Raw genomic sequence first — 18,241 nt, 5'->3', positions numbered from 1 at the left:
CCTCGGCGCGTCCGGAGGATTCGACGGGCGGTGTTCAGACAAAGTTCAGCGCTCCGAAACGGGAGGGTGAGTAGTCCTCGATCGACCGGTCGGTCTCGCCGGTCACGACCATGCGGGCGAGGAGCCGGGCGTAGGTGAGGCCGAGGGTGAAGGCCGAGCCGCCGGTGGCGACGAACAGTCCGGGCCGGCGCGGGACCGCGCCGAGCAGCGGCAGGTGGTCCGGGGTGAGCGTGGTCATGCCCGTCCACGTCCGGATCACCGGCAGGTCGAACACCGCCGGGACCACCCGGGCGGCGTCGGCGTTGCCGACCAGCGACTCGTACCGCAACTCCGGGTTGGTCTCCAGGTCGACCTGTCCGGCCCGGCTGACCAGCTTGGCCGGCCACCCGCCACCGATCAGCACGTTGCCGTCCTCGGTCTGCTTCATCGACAGCCGCCGGCCGACGTGCTGGATCAGGTGCGGCAGGAACGGCCGGCTGCGGGCGGTGGCGCTCATCGTCAGCCCGACCGGGAAGACCGGCAGCCGGACGTCGGCCATCGCGGCCAGCTCGGCGGTCCAGACCCCGCCGGCGAGCACCACCGTGTCGGCCAGGCGGGTCTCCCCGGCGGTGTCCCCGGGCCCGGTCCCGGTGCGCAGTTCCCAGTGCCGGCCGCGCCGGTGCAGCCCGGTGACCCGGCAGCCGGTGCGCAGCACGGCGCCGTACCGGCCGGCGGCCCGGGCCAGCGCCGGGGTGACCAGTCGGGGGTTGGCCTTGCCCTCGCCGGGCACGTGACCGGCGGCGAGCACGGTGTCCGCCAGGTACGGCGCGAACCGGCGCAGCTCCGGGCCGGAGAGCACGGCGACGTCGAGACCGTACTCGCGTTCCAGGGCCGCCTTCCGGTCCAGCACGGCGATCTCCGCCGGGGTCTCGGCGAGCATCAGCCCGCCGGTACGGGACACCCCGCACCGCTCACCGAGCTCGTCCTCGACGGTGGCCCAGGCCCGCATGGCATCCAGGTGCAGCGGGAGCGCACGGGCCGCCGCGCGGGCCGCGTCGTCGCCGTGCTCGACCATCCGGAACTCCAGCTGAAAGTGCAGGCTGCCCGCGTTCTGCCCGGAGGCGTGCCGGTTGACCTGGTCCTTCTCGACGAGCAGGACCCGGTTGCCGGCGCGGGCCAGGTGCCAGGCGGTCGCGCAGCCGAGCAGACCGCCGCCGATGACCGCCGTGTCGTACGAAGTCATGGGAGCAGGTCGAGCTGGGTCATGGTGGCCCGGACGCGGTCCTGTTCGGCGGGGGTCAGCGGGAGCAGCGGCGCGCGGACGTGCCCGGCCGGTACGCCGCGCAGGGTGAGCGCGTACTTCATGATCGCCTGCGCGTTGCCGAACCGGGCGCCGTAGTCCGGCCCGAACCAGTCCTCCATGATCACCCGGTCGCGGGCGCCGAGGACCCGGGCCCGGTCGAGGTCCCCGGCGCGCAGGGCGCGGAAGAAGTCGGGGTGGTCGGCGCCAAGCACGGCGCCGGCTCCCATCAGCCCGTCGCCACCGATCGTGGTCATCAACTCGATGCCGACCTCGTTGGTGGGGATGCCGAAGTAGCGCACGCGGTGGCGCAGGGCGACGAGGCTACGGACGAATCCGCCGAAGTCCGGGGTGGAGTTCTTGACCGCCACCACGGTGTCCAGCCCGCTCAGCTCCGACAGCAGGTCGGCGTCCAGGTCGACGCCGGTGCCGCGGGGCCAGTTGTAGACGCAGAGCGGCATGTCCACCGCCTCCGAGACGGCCCGGTAGAAGGCCACGATCTCCGACCGGGTGGGCACCACGTACGGCGGCGGGGTGAGCAGGATGCCGTGCAGGCCTGCGTCCCGGGCGGCCTCGGCGTGCCGGATCGCCTCCGCGGGCGTGTACGCGTTGCAGCCGCCGAGCACCGTGAGGCGGTCGCCGACCCGTTCGGCGGCCGTCCGGAACAGCGCGGCGCGTTCCTGTTCGGTGAGGCTGAACCACTCGCCCGTGGTACCGCCGACGATCACCCCGTGCAGCCGCTCGGCGGCGAGCCAGTCCAGTTGGACGCGCCAGGCGGCGAGGTCCAGTTCGCCGGTGGCGGTGAACGGGGTGGTGACGGCCGGGAGGTAGCCGAACCAGTCGACGCTGTCACGGTCCATTTCGGGTCCTTTCGACGGGCGGCGTCGTACCGCCCACGTGCGCGACGCGGGCCGGGTGACGTGCCGGGGTGGGTCAGGGGGTCGGCGGGGTGACCGCGATGACGAGCCGGGCGCGCTGGTCGCTGGCGTTGCGGTAGAGGTGGGGCAGCCGGGAGTCGAAGGTGATCGCCTCGCCGGTCTTCAGGACGTACTTCTCGCCACCGATCTCGGCGACGATCTCGCCGGTGACGGCGATCGCGCACTCGGTCGAGGGGTGGGCCCACGGCTCGCCGGAGCTGGCGTCGCCGGGTGCCAGCTCGGCTTCGAGCACCTCCAGGTCGCCCCGCCCCGGGGTGAGCCGGTCGTAGGCGATCTGCCCCGGAGGGGCGGCGAGCCGGGTCCGCGAACCGGGACGGCTGATGTGCACCAGCGGCGCGTCCGGCTCGGAGAACAGCGCCGCGATGGAGGTGTCGAAGACCTTGGCGAGCTTACGGAGGGTGGCCAGGCTGGGGTCCGTGGCGCCGTTCTCGATCTGGCTGAGCAGGGCGGGTGAGACGTCGGCCGCAGCCGCGAGCTGGCGCAGCGTGAGGGAGTGCTGCTGGCGCAGGTCGCGGAGCTGGTCACCGAGCATGCGTCTTCCTCGTTCCAACAGTGTGACTAGAAATGTTTGACGTAACTATACGCGGTTGTCTAGCATGGTCAAACACAATGCGAACGTGTTTGGCGTAACTAGACAAGCCGCGCTGAGGAACGAACCGGACAGGAGTCCCGTCCGGATACATCCAACCTCATGACGGTGTACGGGCGAAGGCCCGCAAGCCGCCCATTGGTTGGCACCGGCGGCCCCGGCCGCAGCGTCACCGGTGACGCCGGGCGCGACAACCCAAGAGCCCGTCCCGCGCGGGCCGGCCCATTCGAAGGTAGGAACAGCATGTCGGTGTCCCCTCGCCGGCTCCGCGTCGGAGCGATCGCTCTGGCTGCGCTGGCCATAGCCTCCAGCACCGCGTGCAGCGCGGGCGGCAGCGGAGGAAACGGTAACGGCGGTTCGGCCAAGACCCTCACCGTCAACACCTCGTTCGTCCTCAAGACCCTCGACCCCGGCCGGATCTACGAGGCCACCGGGCTCACGGCCGTGCACTCCCTCTACGACACCCTGCTGACCTTCAAGGGCTCGGACGTCGGCAAGCCGGTCCCGGCGCTGGCCGAGTCGTACGAGGCCTCCGCCGACGCGAAGACCTTTACCTTCAAGCTCCGCGAGGGGGTGAAGTTCTCCGACGGCAGCCCGCTGACCGCCGACGACGTGGTCTTCTCCCTCAACCGGCTGAAGAACGTCAAGGCCAGCCCGGCGGTCATGGTCAGCGGCCTCACGGTCGCCAAGACCGACGACCGGACCGTGGTGGTCACCTCGGCGACCGCCGACCCGAACATCCCGGTGGTGTTGGCCATGCCCTCGACCGGGGTGGTCAACTCCAAGGTTGCCAAGGAGCACGGCGCGACGGACGGCCCCGACGCCGCGAAGAGCGACACCGCGCAGCAGTACCTCGACAAGAACTCCATCGGCAGCGGCCCGTACGTGCTGAAGTCGTACGACCCGTCGGCGCAGGTGGTGCTGGAGGCCAACCCCAACTACTGGGGCACCAAGCCCGAGTTCGGCCGCGTCGTGCTGCGCAACATGGACGTGCAGACCCAGAAGCTGACCATGCAGCGGGCCGGCGGCTCGGAGATCGCGCTGGACATCTCCGGCAAGCTCCTGGAGGGGCTGCCGGACACGCTGAAGACCTCCGCCATGCAGGACACCGTCTACTTCCTCTTCCTCAACGCCGACCCGGCCGTCTCGCCGGTGACCTCGAACCAGAAGTTCAACCAGGCACTGCGCGCCTCCATCGACTACCAGGGCATCGCCGGGCTGTACGGCAAGGGCGCCGCCCCCGGCGCAGGGCTGGTGGCCCCGGCCTACCCGGGCACACTGCCCGCCGGCGAGGAGTCGAAGCGTGACGTGGCGAAGGCCAAGGCGTTGCTCGCCGAGGCGGGGCTGACCAACCCCAAGGTCAAGTTCAACTACCCGGCCATCACCTACAAGGGGGTCGACCTGGGCACGGTGGCCACCAAGGTGCAGGGCGACGCCGCCGAGGCCGGCATCAAGCTGGAGCTGACCCCGCAGCCGCTGACCACGTTCCTCGACGAGATGCGTACGGGCAAGATGGCCCTCGGGTTCACCCCGCAGAGCCTGAACTACCCGGTCGCCGACTCGCTGATCAACAACATGTCCCCCGGCCAGGCCACCGCGCTGCGCTCGGGCTGGACGGTGGAGCGGGCCGACCCGGCCGTCGTGGCCGCCGGCAAGAAGGTCACCGAGACCCTCGACCTGGCTGCCCGGGCCACCGCCATGCAGGAGTGGCAGCGGGCGATGAACGCCGCCTCGCCCTACATCGTCCTGGCCAACAACTCCTCCACCGTCGTAGCCAGCGGCGACCTGACCGGCACCGACTACACCGCTGCGGGCTGGCAGGTCGACCTGGCCGCCGTCGGCCGGGAGTAGAGCACCTCATGACGACGACAGTCGACGACGCCGAGCCGGGCGCGGTCACCACGACCGCGTCCCGGCCCCGGCCGCGCCGGGCGCTGCTGGTGTTCCTGGCCAAGCGGGTGGCGATCACGGCCGGGCTGCTGCTGGGCGTCACGATCGTGACGTTCGGCCTGGTGACCGTGGTGCCCGGTGACCCGGTCACCGCCAACCTCTCCGACCAGGCACTCAACGACCCCGCCACGGTGGCCGCGTTCCGTGAGAAGTGGGGCCTGGACCAGCCGCTGTACGTGCAGTACCTGCAGTACCTCGGCAACCTGTTCCGGGGCGACCTCGGCATCTCCCAGCAGACCGGCCGGACCGTGACGGAGGACCTGTTCCAGTACGTGCCGGCGACCATGGAACTGGCCATCCCCACCATGGTGCTGGCGCTGCTGATCGGCACCGGGATCGGCATGCTCGCCGCCGTGCGCAACGGCCGGATCACCGACCAGCTGATCCGGGTCGGCGCGCTGCTCGGCCTGTCCACCCCGCCGTTCTGGCTGTCGCTCGTCGTGCTCTACGTCTTCTTCTACCAGCTCGGCCTGGCACCCAGCGGGGGCCGGCTCTCCACCGACTTCAGCCCGCCGCCGACGGTGACCGGCATGTACACGGTCGACGCCGCCCTCGCCGGCCAGTGGGACGTGGCCTGGGACGCCGCCCAGCACCTGGTCCTGCCGGTGCTCGTGCTGACCAGCCTGACCGTGGCGATGCTGGTCCGGTTCGTCCGCTCGTCCATGCTGGAGGTGCTCCAGCAGGACTACATCCGGGCCGCGTACGCCAAGGGCCTGCCCACCCGGGTGGTGTTCCGCCGGCACCTGCTGCGGGCCGGGCTGGTCCCGGTGATCACCGTCTCCGGTCTGGCCTTCGCCTCGCTGCTCTCCGGCACGGTGCTGGTGGAGAACATCTTCGGCTGGCCGGGCCTCGGCCAGTACGCGTACCGCAGCGCGACGGCGCTGGACCTGCCCGCGATCCTCGGCGTCAGCCTGTTCGTGGCGCTGGTCTACACGCTGGTCAACCTCACGGTCGACCTGCTGTACGGGCTCATCGACCCGAGGATCCGGCTGTCATGACCACACTCGCACCCGACCCCGTGGCGCCCGACCCGAAGGCGACCGACGCGCTGGCCCGGCGCCGGTTGCTGGGCCGGCTGCGCGGTCGCTCGACCGGGCGGCCCATCTGGCGGCAGCCGATCGCCGTGGCGGCCCTGGTCATCCTCGGCGGGTGGCTGCTGATGGCACTGTTCGCCCCGGTCGTCGCGCCGTACGACCCGTTGGCGCAGAGCCCGGACGCGTACGCCCCGCCGTCGGGCACGCACTGGTTCGGCACCGACTCCCTCGGCCGGGACGTGTTCAGCCGGGTGATCCACGGCTCCCGCCTGTCGATCCCGCTCGCGCTCGCCATCGTCTCCCTCGCCCTGCTGATCGGCGGCCTGCTCGGCCTGGTCGCCGGCTACGTGGGACGGTTCGTCGACGAGGCGCTGATGCGCCTGACGGACCTGGTCTTCGCGTTCCCGCAGATCATCCTGGCGATGGCGGTGACCGCCGCGTTCGGGCCCAGCACCCGCAACGCCGTCCTCGCGCTGGTCATCGTCTCCTGGCCGGTCTACGCCCGGGTCATCCGCAGCGCCGTGCTGACCATGCGCGGCGAGGACTACCTCAGCGCCGCCCGGCTGCTCGGCATCGGGCCGGTCCGCGCGCTGCGCCGCGACGTCCTGCCCAACAGCGTGGGGCCGGCGATCGTGCTGGCCACCCTGGAGCTCGGCAACGCCGTGCTGCTGCTGTCCGCGCTGTCCTTCCTCGGCCTCGGCCCCCGCCCGCCGGCCGCCGAGTGGGGCTCGATGGTGGCGCTCGGCTCGCAGGACCTCTCCATGTGGTGGGTCAGCGTGTTCCCCGGCCTGGCCATCCTCACCGTGGTGATGGCCTTCAACGTGCTCGGCGACGCGCTGCGCGACCGGATCGACCCCCGCTACGCGAAGGGACGTTGACAATGCCACCCCTGCTCGAGGTCGACTCCCTGGCCGTCACCCTGCCCGGCCCCACGGGGCCGCTGCCGATCCTGCACGACGTGTCGTTCACCGTCGGTGAGGGCGAGATGGTCGGCATCGCGGGAGAGAGCGGGTGCGGCAAGAGCCTCACCGCGCAGACCCTGCTCGGGCTGCTGCCCGCCGGCGCCAAGGTCACCGGGTCGGCCCGGTTCGCCGGGACCGAACTGCTCAGCCTGGACACCAGGCGCTGGCAGAAGGTGCGCGGCGCCGGAATCGCGATGGTCTTCCAGGACCCCACCGCGGCGCTGCACCCGATGCTCACGGTGGGCCGGCAACTGACCGAACACATGCGGGTCCACCTGGGCCTGGACCGGCGGGCGGCGGACCGGCGGGCGGTGGAACTGCTCGACCAGGTCCGCATCCCCGACCCGCAGCGGGCGGTGCGGGCATACCCACACCAGTTCTCCGGCGGCATGCGGCAGCGGGCGGCCATCGCGATCGCCCTCGCCGCCCGCCCCCGGCTGCTGATCGCCGACGAGCCGACCACCGCGCTCGACGTGACGGTGCAGGCCGGCATCCTCGCGCTGCTGGACCAGTTGCGCGCCGAGACCGGGTTGGCCGTCGCCTTCATCACCCACGACCTCGGGGTGCTCAGCGCGCTCACCACCCGCGGGTACGTCTTCTACGCCGGGCGGGTGGTGGAGACCGGCCCCACCGGAGCGCTGCTCACCGCGCCGCGCCACCCGTACACGGCCGCGCTGCTCGGCGCCCGCCCGCACGGCACCCAGGCCGTCGGCACGCTGCGTCCCATCCCGGGTGGGCCGCCGGCACCGGGGCAGGCGCCGCCCGGATGTCCGTTCCAACCCCGGTGCGGGTACGCCGAGCCGTCCTGCGGCACCGCGCCTCCCCCGCTGTCCCCGGCCGGCACCGACCGGTCGGTGGCCTGCGTGGTCCGTCCGCACCTGGAGGTGGCGGCATGAACGAGCCGGTCGGGTCAGGCAACCTGCTCGAGATCAGCGACGTCGAGGTGGAGTACAGGCCGCGCGGCCGGGGGCCGGTCCGGGCCGTGGCCGGGGTGAGCCTGGAGGTGGCGCCCGGCCAGATCGTCGGCCTGGTCGGCGAGTCCGGCTGCGGCAAGTCGTCGCTGGCCCGGGTGGCGGTCGGGCTGGCCGCGCCGAGCGCCGGGACGATCCGGTTCGCCGGCCGCCCGGTCACCCCGCTCGGCTGGCGGCGCCGGCCGGTGCCGGAGATCGGGCTCCAGATGGTCTTCCAGAATCCGTACGCGTCGCTGAACCCCCGGCGCACCATCGGCACCCAACTCCTCGACGGGGTGCCGGACACGGTGACCGGCGCCGCCCGCCGGGCGAGGGTCGCCGACCTGCTGGACCGGGTCGGCATGCCGGCCGGGGCCGCGGAGCGGTACCCGCACCAGTTCTCCGGCGGCCAGCGGCAGCGGCTCGCGATCGCCCGGGCGCTGGCGCCGGAACCCCGGATGATCATCGCGGACGAGCCGGTCACCGCACTGGACGCGTCGTCGCAGGCGCAGGTGGTCAACCTGCTCGTCGGGCTGGTCCGGGACCTGGACATGGGCATGCTGTTCATCTCCCACGACCTGTCCCTGGTGCACGAGATCGCCGACGTCACGGCCGTGATGTACCTGGGCCGGATCGTCGAGACCGCACCCACCCGCCAGCTGTGGCGCTCGCCCCGGCACCCGTACAGCCGGGCGTTGATCGACGCGGTGCCGCAGATCGGCCCGCACCCGCAACTGCCCAGGACGCTCGCCGGGGAGGTGCCCGACCCGGCGCAGGCGCCGGTCGGGTGCCGGTTCCGGCCGCGTTGCCCGCACGCCTTCGGGCCGTGCGGCGAGCAGCCGCCCACGCTCGATCTCGGCGACCGCAACGCCGCCTGCTGGCTCAACGACCCCACGGTGGCGCCGACCACCGTGCCCGCCGCGTAGAGGACACCGCATGCACATCCCCACCGAACAGGTCCTGGTCAACCTCGCGCTCTACGACGGCGTACGGGACGACGTCCAGCGCGACAGCGGCATCTGGGTCGGTGCCGACGGCACGATCCGCGCGGTCGGGCCGGTCGACGACGTCCTCGCCGAGGCGGGCGGCGCCCGGGTGGTCGACCTGCACGGCGACCACGTCATGCCCGGCCTGACCAACATGCACGTCCACCTGTCGCTCGGCCTGCCCGGCCACCTCGGCGACGAGGTGCACCGGTCGAACCTCGCCGAGTTGGTGCTGCTGATGGCCGACTCGGCGCGCCGGACCCTGCACTCCGGCGTCACCACCGCCCGGCTCGTCGGCGAGAGCCGGTACGCCGACTTCGCCCTGCGCAAGGGGATCGAACGCGGCGCGGTGGACGGCCCGCGGATCTTCACCGCCGGGCACGCCCTGTGCTGCACCGGGGGACACGGCTGGGAGGCCGACGCGCTGGAGGCCGACGGGGCGGACGGCTTCCGCCGGCTCACCCGGCAGCAGATCCGGGCCGGCGCCGACCTGATCAAGGTGTGCATCTCCGGCGGGATCGCCGGCCAGTTCGAGTCGATCGACACCCCGCAACTGCTCGACGACGAGCTGGCGGCGGTGATCCGGGTGGCGCACGACTGGGGACGCAAGGTCACCGCGCACGCCGGCCCGGCCGAGTCGGTGCGCCGGGCCGTGGAACTCGGGCTGGACTGCGTCGAGCACGGCTACGAGCTGACCGACGAGGTGACCCGGCTGATGGCCGAGCGGAACGTCTGGTACGTCCCGACCATCGTGGTCAGCCGCTGCGAGCAGTTCTTCCGCGACTCCGGCGTGCCGGGCTGGCTGATGGACCGCGCCCTGGCCGCCGGGCCCCGACACTGGGAGAGCCTCCAGCACGCCATCCGCAACGGGGTGCCGATCGCGCTGGGCAGCGACATGCCGCCACACGCCGGCTACGACGAGACGACCGCGACCGTGCGCGAGCTGGAGTTCATGGTGGACGCCGGGATGCCCGTCGCCGACGCCCTGAAGTCCGCCACCATCCGCCCCGCGCAGTGGCTGGGCCAGGCCGACACGCTCGGCAGCGTCGAGGTGGGCAAGCACGCCGACCTGCTGGTCCTGCGCGACGATCCCACCCGCTCGGTGTCCGCGCTGCGCACCCTGCACACGGTGCTCAAGGGTGGCGTCGGGTACCGCGACGACCACGGCCGCCTCGGCGTCGCCCGATGACGACGATCACCGAGGTCGCCGACCGGTACCTCGACGCGCTCGCCGGGCTGGATCCGGAGGCCGCCGAGGCGGCGGGTCGTACGCCCGACTCGCACTTCGCGGACCTCTCCCCCGACGGCTTCGCCGCCCGCGCGGAGCTGGCCCGCGGCACCGCCACGGCGGCGGCCGGCGCCGGTGTCGACGGCACGTCGCAGCGGGCCCTCGCCGGCGCCCTGCTCGACCGGCTGGCCAGCGAGGTCGACCTCTACGACGCGGGCTTCACCACCCGGCTGCTCGCCCCGCTGGCGACGCCGGTGCACCTGGTCCGGCAGGTCTTCGACAACCTGCCCCGCAACACCGCGCAGGACTGGGCGGTCGTCGCCGCGCACCTGCGCCGGGTGCCCACGGCCCTCGGCCAGTACGCCGAGACGCTGCGCTGGTCGGCCCAGCGGGGACGCCTGGTGGCGCGCCGGCAGGTGCTGGCCGTCGCCGACCAGTGCACCGCCTGGGTCACCTCCGACGACTTCTACGGCCGGCTGGTGGCCGGGGGTCCGGAAGGGCCGCTGGCCGGGGAACTGGCCGCCGGGGCCCGCTCGGCCACCGCCGCGACGGCGGACTTCGCCGCGTTCCTGCGCACCGAGCTGGCGCCACGGGCCACCGACGTCGACGGCGTCGGTCGCGACCTGTACGCCGTCACCGCGCGCAGCTTCCTCGGCGCGACCGTCGACCTGGACGAGCTGTACGCGTACGGCTGGGAGGAGCTGGCCCGGACCGCCGCCGAGCAGCGGGCGGTCGCCGCCGAGCTCGGGTACCCGGACGTGGCGGGCGCACGGGCCGGGCTGGACGCCGACCCCGCCGGCCGGGTGCCGGTCGGGCCCGACCTGGAGGAGTGGCTGCGGGAACGCACCGAGCGGCTCACCGACGCCCTGGACGGCCCGCACTTCGACATCCCGGCCGCCACCCGCCGGGTGGTGTGCCGAATCAGCCCCGCCGCCTCCGGGGTCATGTACTACACCCCGCCCGACGCCGGGTTGACCCGCCCGGGCGGAATCTGGTGGTCGACGCCCCCCGGCGAGTCGACGGTGCCGGTGTGGCGGCACGTCGGGACGCTCTGCCACGAGGGGCTGCCCGGGCACCACCTCCAGCACGCAATCACCCTCACCGCCGCCGACCTGCACCCGTGGCAGCGGTCGCTGTGCCAGGTCCACGGGTACGCCGAGGGCTGGGCGCACTACGCCGAACGCCTCGCCGACGAGCTCGGCCTCTACGCCGGTCCCGCCGAGCGGCTCGGGATGCTCGACGGGCAGATGTGGCGCGCCGCCCGGGTGGTCATCGACCTCGGCCTGCACCTGGACGTGCCGATCCCGGCCGGGACCGGCTTCACCGACGCGCGCCGGTGGACCCCCGAGCTGGCCGTGGACTTCCTCGTCCGCGTCGCCGGGCTGGACGCGGCGACCGCGCGGTTCGAGGTCGACCGGTACCTCGGCTGGCCGGCGCAGGCGCTGGCCTTCAAGGCCGGGGCGCGGCTCTGGCAGCAGGCCCGCCGGGAGGTCGAACGGCGCGAGGGCGCCGCGTTCGACCGCAAGCGGTTCCACCACCGGGCACTGCGGCTCGGGCCGATGGGGCTCGACCCGCTGCGCGCCCGCCTCGCCGAGCTCTCCTGATCCCCGACACCCCCGTCCGCCCCGACCGGAAGCGAGCCCCGATGACCGTTGACGATCTCACCGCCGCCATCACCGACATGTACCGGTCGTTGGGGGACCGGGCGGCGTTCGACGCCCGGCTGCACCCCGAACTGACGATCTGGGAGTCCGACGCGCCCGACCTGCTGGACGGTCTGGCCGCCCTGGACGACCTGCGGGATCGCCGGGCGGCGACCCGGGGACCGGCCGCGCCCCCGACCTCGGTCGCCCCCGAGCAGTTCCGGGCCGAGGCGTGGGAGGACACGGGCCTGGTCCGCTACGTCCTGCGGGCCCGGTACGCGACCGGGCGGCCGGACGACTGTTTCCGGGTGACGGACGTGCTGCGCCGCGACGAGCGAGGCTGGCGGATCGTGCACCACCACGCGGAAGCCCTCCGGTGAACGCCGAGGAAACCGGTCGCCGACCTCCCATGACCTCCAAACGCGTCGCGAGCATCGACACGCGCTGAAGCAACTGCTCGGTGCCCGGCCCACCGGCGAACCAGCGCAGGATCACAGCATAGTTCAGACTTTACTTAATTAAGCTGATGCTGACATAGTTCGTGGGTGCACGCGTTCGATGTCCTCGGCGACCCGGTGCGACGCCGAATACTGGAGCTACTCGCCGACGGAGAGCAGGCCGCCGGGGCCGTCAGCGAGGTCATCCGGGCAGAGTTCGGCATCTCGCCACCTGCGGTGTCGCAGCACCTGCGAGTGCTGAGGGAGTGGGGTTTCGTCACCGTCCGTCCGGACGGCACGCGGCGCCTCTATGCGGTGGAGGCAGCGCCTCTGCAGGAGGTCGACATCTGGCTGGAGCGCTTCCGGCAGTTCTGGAGTCAGCGCCTGGACGCGTTGACCACCGAACTCGCCCGCGGCAGACGCCACCAGCGCGACAACCGTGGGTTCGCTGCCGGGACATCGGATCGTCGTCAGGAAGCCGAGTCCGTTAGCGAGGAGGAAACGTGATCGAGGGCGACCTGCGGGTCGGCGGCACGTTCCAGCTCAAGGACAACGCCGGCGGCGGCATCCTGCGCTGCGAGGAACCCCGTCTGATCAAGGTGACCTGGGTCCTCGGCGAAGGCATGCCGACCGAGGTCGAGGTGCGCCTGGCGACCGGCGACGACGGCCGCACCGTCTTCGAGCTGGAGCACGCCTCACCCGCCCAGATCGTCGACGAACTCGTGCGCAGCTACGGTCCCGGTGGCACGATCGGAATCGGCTGTGGCTGGGACCTCGCGCTACTCGGCCTCGACCTCTTCCTGCACGGCGGCGTGAGGTTCGACCCCGCCACGTGGCAGGACACCCCCGAGGGAAAGGAATTCGCCATCCGCAGCTGCCACGCCTGGGGGCCCGCGATCCAGGCTGCCTGGGGAACCAGTGCCGACGACATCGCCGCGGCCATCGCGTTCGTGGTGCAGCACTTCGCCCCCGAAACCAGCGGCGACCGCTGATGACCCGCGGGCGAACACCGGATGGCACCCGCTGCGCGAGTGATCCACGTGATAGGCAGGAGGCTGAGGTGACTGAGACGACGGCGGCCGAGGTGATGGCCGAGCTGGCCGCGCTTGAGGACCCGAAGACGCGCAAGGTGAACGAGAAACACGGTGACGATCACGGTGTGCACCTCAGCAAGCTGCGCGCGCTCGCGAAGCGGCTGAAGACGCAGCAGGAACTCGCGCGCCAACTCTGGGAGACGGATGACACCGCGGCGAGGCTGCTGGCGATCCTGATCTGCCGTCCGAAGGCGTTCGAGCGTGACGAGTTGGACGTCATGTTGCGCGAGGCGCGCACACCCAAGGTGCATGGCTGGCTCGTGAACTACGTGGTGAAGAAGAACCCGCACTCCGAACAGCTGCGCCTGGCCTGGTTCTCCGATCCGGATCCAGTGGTCGCGAGTGCCGGCTGGGCGCTGACCACCGAACGCGTGACGAAGAAGCCCGAGGGCCTCGACCTCGCGGGGCTGCTTGACACCATCGAGGCGCAGATGAGAGACGCCCCGGACCGCCTGCAGTGGGCGATGAACGAGTGCCTGGGTCATATCGGGATCGAGCACGCCGAGTACAGTGCCCGCGCAATCGACATCGGTGAGCGCCTGGAAGTGCTCAAGGACTACCCGACTCCCCCGGGCTGCACGTCTCCGTTCGCGCCCATCTGGATCGCCGAGATGCTGCGCCGACAGCACGACAAGTAGGCAGTTTCCTGTCCACGCGCGTGCCGCTACCCGTCCGGGGCCTGCCGGCGCACCCGGACCCCGTAGCCCGGCCGGGTGGTCTCCCGCTCCTGCCAGCCGACCCGGTCCGACCACCACCGGCGCAGCGCCAGGCCGGCGGTCCGTGGTCGCGGACCACAAACCACACCTCGGCGATCGCCGCCGCGTGCGCGACGGGCCGTTCAAGCGGTTTCGACGATCCGGTTCTCCCAGGCCCAGACGGCGATCTCGGTGCGGTTGCGCAGGCCGAGTTTCGTTTGGATGGTCGAGACGTGGCTTTTGACCGTACTGAGGGAGATGAACAGTTCGGCCCCGATCTCCAGGTTGGTGCGACCGCGTGCAATCTCCCGGACCACCTCGACTTCGCGTTCGGACAACGACGGCAGCGACTTGTCGGGTTCTGGTTTCGGCGTGGTCAGGTGGCGTAGCAGCCGGACGGTGATCGACGGGGAGACGAGCGCGTCGCCGTTGTGGGCGGCGCGTACCGCCTCGACGAGCAGGGCCGGGCCGGCGTCCTTGAGGATGAAGCCGGCCGCGCCGCCGTGCAACGCGCCGTACACGTATTCGTCGAGGTCGAACGTGGTGACCACGATGACCCGCATCGGGTTGGGTACCCGGGGCCCGGCCAGTGCCCGGGTCACCTCGATGCCGTCGAGCCGGGGCATCCGGATGTCCACCAGGCAGACGTCGGGACGCAGTTGGCGGGCCTGCGCGATCGCGTCGACACCGTCTGCCGCCTCGGCGATGACGCTGATGTCCGGCTGGTCTTCGAGGATGAGCTTCAGGCCGCTACGGATCATCGCCTGGTCGTCGGCGAGCAGTACGCGGATCGTCATCGTGACCGCCCGTCGTGGATGGGCAGGGTGGCCAGAACCGACCAGCCTGCGTCGGGGCGGGGGCCGGTGTGCAGCGTACCGCCGAGGGTTTCGACGCGCTCGCGCATGCCGATGAGGCCGTACCCGCCGCGGTGCGCGGCGCGGGCGGGGCCCGGTGCCGCGTCGTCGACCACTTCGACCGTGACGCCGGAGGGGTTCTGGTCGACGGTGACGGTGACGCCGTAGGCGTGCGGCGCGTGGCGGGCCACGTTCGTCAGCGCCTCCCGGACGATCCGGTACACGGTGCTCGTCACCTCCGGTGGCCAAGCGGCGCTCTCGTCCGGTACCCGTAGGCGCACCGGTGGGCCTTGCCGGTCGAAGCGCTCGACGAGCACGCCGAGCTGCTCCTGCCCTGCCGAGGCGGGTGGCGCGTCCTCGGCATCGCGGAGCAGGCCGACCACGCGGCGCATGGCGCGCAGCGCCTCGGTGCCGGCGGCCTCGATCGCGGTCATCGACTCGGCCACCTGACCCGGGTTCTTGCGCGCGACGACGTGGGCGGCCTGCGCCTGGATCAGCATGCCGGTGATGTGGTGGGCCACCACGTCGTGCAGTTCCCGGGCCAGCTCCAGCCGCTCGTCGCGGCGTACTTTCTCCGCGGTGGCCGCCGCCCGGTCGTCCAGCAGCCGCAGCGCCAGCCCGACCGCGACCGCGCCGAGCCAGGCCGCGACGTTCATCGCCACGACCCCCGAGGCGCCCGAGGACTGCGGCCGGGCGGCGAGATAGGCGCCGCCGATGACTGCGAGCCCTCCGGCGGCGAGCGCACCAGCCGGTACGGCAGGCAGCGCGCGCACCGCCGACCCGACGAGTACGGCGAGCGCCAGCGCCATGGCCGGTCCCGGCTCGGTCGGGAGGTGGAACACCCGGGCCGCCGCGACGGCCAGCCCAGCGATCCCGAGACCGGCGACAGCCGCCCACGCCCGTTGCCGCCGCCGTACCAGCGCCAGCACACAGACCACGACGGCGGCGGCAGCACCGGCGATCCAGTACCGGGTGCCCCACGTCTGCGCGATCGCCGCAGCCTCAATGACGATCGCGGCGAGGAAGACCATGGCGAGTCCCGCCGTGGCCGCGACCCCGAACAGCCGGTCCCAGATGCTCACCCTGTTCAACTTACGAGTCCCGCCCGGCCGTGCGCAGACTGATCCCGAGCGCCACGGCGACCAGCCAGGTGACCGTGTTCACGACGGTCACCACGGTGAAGCCCGCCGCGTCCGGAAGCGCGGTCAGCCAGGTACCCACCACCACCGCGAACCCGCCCGCCGCAACGGCCGCGGCGCGCGGTCCCGGCAGCGTCCGGATCCCCGAACCGACGAGTACGGCCAGCGCCAGTGCGGTGACCGGTCCCGGCTCCTGCGGCAGGTCGGCGACCCCGGCCACCACGATCGCCACCGCCGCGACCGCGAGTCCTCCCGCCACCGGCCAGGTCCGCTGCGGCCCGCGCAGCAGCGCGAGCAGCCCTGTCACCGCCCCGGCCACGCAGTCGAACAGCCAATAGAGCCCGCCCCAACTGTCCGCGACCAGATACGCCGTGAGCCCGAGTACGGTGACGAAGACCAGCCCGAGTACGGCGTTCACTGCCGTTCGGTGTGTCGTGTTCATGCCGACGACGCTAGGAAATCGCCGGCCCACGCGAACCGGCCAAAAGTAGGGTCGTCCGCGTACCGGCCCCTGCCTTGGACCGATGCCCGGCCCGCCCGCCGTTCGCAGGATTGGCCCATGGAAACACCACTCGTGCTGCACGCCGAGCAACTGACCAAGCGGTACGGCCGCCGCACGGCACTAACCGACTGTGACCTGAGAATCCCGCGCGGGCATGTCGTCGGGCTGGTCGGTCCGAACGGCGCCGGCAAGTCCACACTCCTCCAACTCGCCTGCGGCCTGATCGCACCGACCGCGGGTACGTTGTCCGTGCTCGGGTCCAGACCGGCAGCCAACGCGGCGCACCTGGCCCGGGTCGGCTTCGTCGCCCAGGACACTCCGGTGTACGCCTCGTTCAGCGTCGCCGACCACCTGAGGATGGGTGCCTGGCTGAACCCGTCCTGGGACCCGGCGCTGGCCAAGCGGCGCATCGCCGAGGTCGGCCTGGACCCGGCGCAGAAGGCGGGCCGGCTCTCCGGCGGCCAGCGCGCGCAGCTCGCGTTGGCCATCGCCGCCGCGAAACGACCCGAGCTGCTCATCTTCGACGAGCCCGCCGCCGCGCTGGATCCCCTGGCGCGCATGGGCTTCATGCGGAGTCTCATGGAGTTCGTGGTAGAACTCGGCGCCAGTGCCGTGCTCTCCTCGCACCTGTTGAGCGATGTCGAGCAGGTCTGTAACTACCTCGTCGTACTCTGCGACTCGCGCATCCAGGTCGCCGGTCCGGTACGGGATCTGCTCGCCTCGCACCACAGGATCGCTGGCGATCCGGCCAGGATGGCCGCCGGGGTCGAGGTTGTCTGGGCGGAGCGTGGCCACGCCCTGGTCCGGGGCGATGCGGCGGTACGGGACGGTGCGGCGGCCCGGGACGCCGAGCCGGTCACGCTGGAGGAACTGGTCCTCGCCTACCTGTCGCGGGCCGCCGGAGCCGGTGCCGCGCCCCGCGCGAGTGCGGCGGTGGCGCGATGATCAGGATGAGCTTGCGGCAGTTCCGGATCCAGGCGCTCGTCGGAGCGATCCTGCTGGTCGTGGCCGCCATCTACCTGGTGCGCCTCGGCGCGGACATCCGTGCCGTGCGGGACACCTCCCAGCTTCCGATCCAGTACGGGCAGACGATGCTGTTCCTCGCCGCCGGTTTCGGTCTGGTACCCGCGCTCATCGGTGCGTTCTGGGGCGCGCCGCTCATCGCTCGGGAACTGGAGACCGGTACCCATCGGCTGGTGTGGAACCAGAGTGTGCCCCGCCGCCGCTGGCTCGCGGTCAAGCTGATGGTGCTCGGCCTTGCCAGCATGGCCGTCGCCGGTACGCTCAGCGCGCTGTTGACGTGGGCGGCGGTTCCGGTCGACCAGGTGGCCGGCGACCGGTTCAGCGCGATCCTGTTCGGCGCGCGTGGTGTCGCGCCCATCGGGTACGCCGTCTTCGGCTTCACGTTCGGCTCCGTCACCGGGCTGCTGGTCCGCCGCACCCTGCCGGCGATGGCGATGGTGTTCCTAGCCGTGATCGCGGTCCAGTTCGCCGTGCCGAACCTGCTGCGACCGCACTACCTGCCCGCCGAGCGGGTCACCGTACCGATGAGTGCCGACACCATCAACCAAGCCCGGGCGCTGGGCAGCATCACCGGTGGGCCGGTCGTCGGAGGGGTAGAGATAGCGGACTCCTGGGTCACGGATACCAGTAAGCTCCTGACACCTGACGGCCGGCAACTGTCCGACGCCGCGTTCAACGAGTGTTTCAACAACGCCCCGGAGACTGGCGCCAGCGGCAGGTTCGGTGACACCGCGGTGTGTCTCGGCAAGCTCGACCTCCACGTCGACCTGGCCTACCAGCCCAACGGGCGCTTCTGGCCCTTCCAATGGATCGAACTGGCGTTGTATCTCGCGTTCAGCGCGCTGCTCGCGGCGGCCGGCCTGTGGCGCGTTGCGGGCGTAAGGGCGCCGTGACGAAAGCGCCGTGGCATGGCTATCTTGGGCCGGGTGGACGGAGTG

The 18,241-nt window shown here is 72.1% G+C and carries 19 protein-coding genes; 13 read left to right on the top strand and 6 right to left on the bottom strand.

The features are described from left to right. Window positions 1–34: 34 nt before the first annotated feature. The 3 genes from OOK41_RS14715 to OOK41_RS14705 all read right to left on the bottom strand — a co-directional run bounded on the left by OOK41_RS14715 (window position 35) and on the right by OOK41_RS14705 (window position 2,749). On the bottom strand, window positions 35–1,222 hold the full coding sequence (locus OOK41_RS14715) for an FAD-binding oxidoreductase (RefSeq protein WP_266265403.1): 1,188 nt from the start codon (window positions 1,220–1,222) through the stop codon (window positions 35–37). After that, window positions 1,219–2,139 carry a dihydrodipicolinate synthase family protein gene (locus OOK41_RS14710; RefSeq protein ID WP_117672173.1) on the bottom strand — a complete coding sequence of 307 codons (921 nt, stop codon included), beginning with the start codon at window positions 2,137–2,139 and terminating at the stop codon, window positions 1,219–1,221. Before OOK41_RS14710 ends, OOK41_RS14715 begins: the two co-directional genes overlap by 4 nt. Before the next feature lie 73 nt (window positions 2,140–2,212). Further along, entirely contained in the window at window positions 2,213–2,749 is a 537-nt protein-coding gene (locus OOK41_RS14705) for a helix-turn-helix domain-containing protein (protein WP_117672175.1), read from the bottom strand. Window positions 2,750–3,049: 300 nt separating this feature from the next. On the opposite strand from OOK41_RS14705, the gene OOK41_RS14700 reads away from it, so the two are divergent. The 11 genes from OOK41_RS14700 to OOK41_RS14650 all read left to right on the top strand — a co-directional run bounded on the left by OOK41_RS14700 (window position 3,050) and on the right by OOK41_RS14650 (window position 13,728). Then, window positions 3,050–4,657, top strand: coding sequence for an ABC transporter substrate-binding protein (locus tag OOK41_RS14700; protein WP_117672177.1), 1,608 nt, complete (start codon window positions 3,050–3,052; stop codon window positions 4,655–4,657). 8 nt (window positions 4,658–4,665) lie between these two features. Next, window positions 4,666–5,754: an ABC transporter permease gene (locus OOK41_RS14695; RefSeq protein WP_266265400.1), complete on the top strand. Its 1,089-nt coding sequence runs from the start codon at window positions 4,666–4,668 to the stop codon at window positions 5,752–5,754. Further along, complete coding sequence (locus OOK41_RS14690; protein ID WP_117672179.1) at window positions 5,751–6,668, top strand: ABC transporter permease; 918 nt, start codon at window positions 5,751–5,753, stop codon at window positions 6,666–6,668. The genes OOK41_RS14695 and OOK41_RS14690 overlap by 4 nt, the downstream gene beginning before the upstream one ends. A gap of 2 nt (window positions 6,669–6,670) precedes the next feature. Then, window positions 6,671–7,648: an ABC transporter ATP-binding protein gene (locus OOK41_RS14685; protein ID WP_266265397.1), complete on the top strand. Its 978-nt coding sequence runs from the start codon at window positions 6,671–6,673 to the stop codon at window positions 7,646–7,648. After that, window positions 7,645–8,628 (top strand): ABC transporter ATP-binding protein, encoded by a 984-nt coding sequence (locus OOK41_RS14680; protein WP_266265395.1) that lies wholly within the window; start codon window positions 7,645–7,647, stop codon window positions 8,626–8,628. The genes OOK41_RS14685 and OOK41_RS14680 overlap by 4 nt, the downstream gene beginning before the upstream one ends. Window positions 8,629–8,638: 10 nt before the next feature. Continuing rightward, window positions 8,639–9,877 carry an amidohydrolase family protein gene (locus OOK41_RS14675; protein WP_266265394.1) on the top strand — a complete coding sequence of 413 codons (1,239 nt, stop codon included), beginning with the start codon at window positions 8,639–8,641 and terminating at the stop codon, window positions 9,875–9,877. Then, entirely contained in the window at window positions 9,874–11,520 is a 1,647-nt protein-coding gene (locus tag OOK41_RS14670; RefSeq protein WP_266265392.1) for a DUF885 domain-containing protein, read from the top strand. Before OOK41_RS14675 ends, OOK41_RS14670 begins: the two co-directional genes overlap by 4 nt. 41 nt (window positions 11,521–11,561) lie before the next feature. After that, window positions 11,562–11,939, top strand: coding sequence for a nuclear transport factor 2 family protein (locus OOK41_RS14665; protein WP_266265390.1), 378 nt, complete (start codon window positions 11,562–11,564; stop codon window positions 11,937–11,939). 165 nt (window positions 11,940–12,104) lie between these two features. Beyond that, entirely contained in the window at window positions 12,105–12,503 is a 399-nt protein-coding gene (locus tag OOK41_RS14660) for a helix-turn-helix transcriptional regulator (protein ID WP_266265387.1), read from the top strand. Continuing rightward, on the top strand, window positions 12,500–12,988 hold the full coding sequence (locus OOK41_RS14655; RefSeq protein WP_266265386.1) for an SRPBCC domain-containing protein: 489 nt from the start codon (window positions 12,500–12,502) through the stop codon (window positions 12,986–12,988). Before OOK41_RS14660 ends, OOK41_RS14655 begins: the two co-directional genes overlap by 4 nt. 68 nt (window positions 12,989–13,056) lie before the next feature. Beyond that, window positions 13,057–13,728: a DNA alkylation repair protein gene (locus OOK41_RS14650; RefSeq protein WP_243640088.1), complete on the top strand. Its 672-nt coding sequence runs from the start codon at window positions 13,057–13,059 to the stop codon at window positions 13,726–13,728. Between the two features lie 200 nt (window positions 13,729–13,928). On the opposite strand, the gene OOK41_RS14645 is transcribed toward OOK41_RS14650, so the two are convergent. The 3 genes from OOK41_RS14645 to OOK41_RS14635 are packed head-to-tail and all read right to left on the bottom strand — an operon-like array spanning window position 13,929 to window position 16,220. Further along, a complete protein-coding gene (locus tag OOK41_RS14645; protein ID WP_117672196.1) occupies window positions 13,929–14,582 on the bottom strand; it encodes a response regulator transcription factor in 654 nt (217 codons plus the stop codon). Beyond that, window positions 14,579–15,721 (bottom strand): sensor histidine kinase, encoded by a 1,143-nt coding sequence (locus tag OOK41_RS14640; RefSeq protein ID WP_266265383.1) that lies wholly within the window; start codon window positions 15,719–15,721, stop codon window positions 14,579–14,581. The genes OOK41_RS14645 and OOK41_RS14640 overlap by 4 nt, the downstream gene beginning before the upstream one ends. A gap of 10 nt (window positions 15,722–15,731) precedes the next feature. Next, entirely contained in the window at window positions 15,732–16,220 is a 489-nt protein-coding gene (locus OOK41_RS14635) for a hypothetical protein (protein WP_266265381.1), read from the bottom strand. A 117-nt stretch (window positions 16,221–16,337) separates the two neighbouring features. Here OOK41_RS14635 and OOK41_RS14630 point away from each other — a divergent pair, with 117 nt between their 5' ends. Continuing rightward, on the top strand, window positions 16,338–17,225 hold the full coding sequence (locus OOK41_RS14630) for an ABC transporter ATP-binding protein (RefSeq protein ID WP_266265379.1): 888 nt from the start codon (window positions 16,338–16,340) through the stop codon (window positions 17,223–17,225). Between the two features lie 5 nt (window positions 17,226–17,230). Then, window positions 17,231–18,196, top strand: a complete 966-nt coding sequence (locus tag OOK41_RS14625) for an ABC transporter permease subunit (RefSeq protein ID WP_266267832.1) — start codon at window positions 17,231–17,233, stop codon at window positions 18,194–18,196. Window positions 18,197–18,241: the final 45 nt, after the last annotated feature.

It is taken from the genome of Micromonospora sp. NBC_01655, from assembly GCF_026339755.1.
GTDB lineage: Bacteria > Actinomycetota > Actinomycetes > Mycobacteriales > Micromonosporaceae > Micromonospora.
This window is presented reverse-complemented; position numbering and strand designations above follow the sequence as displayed.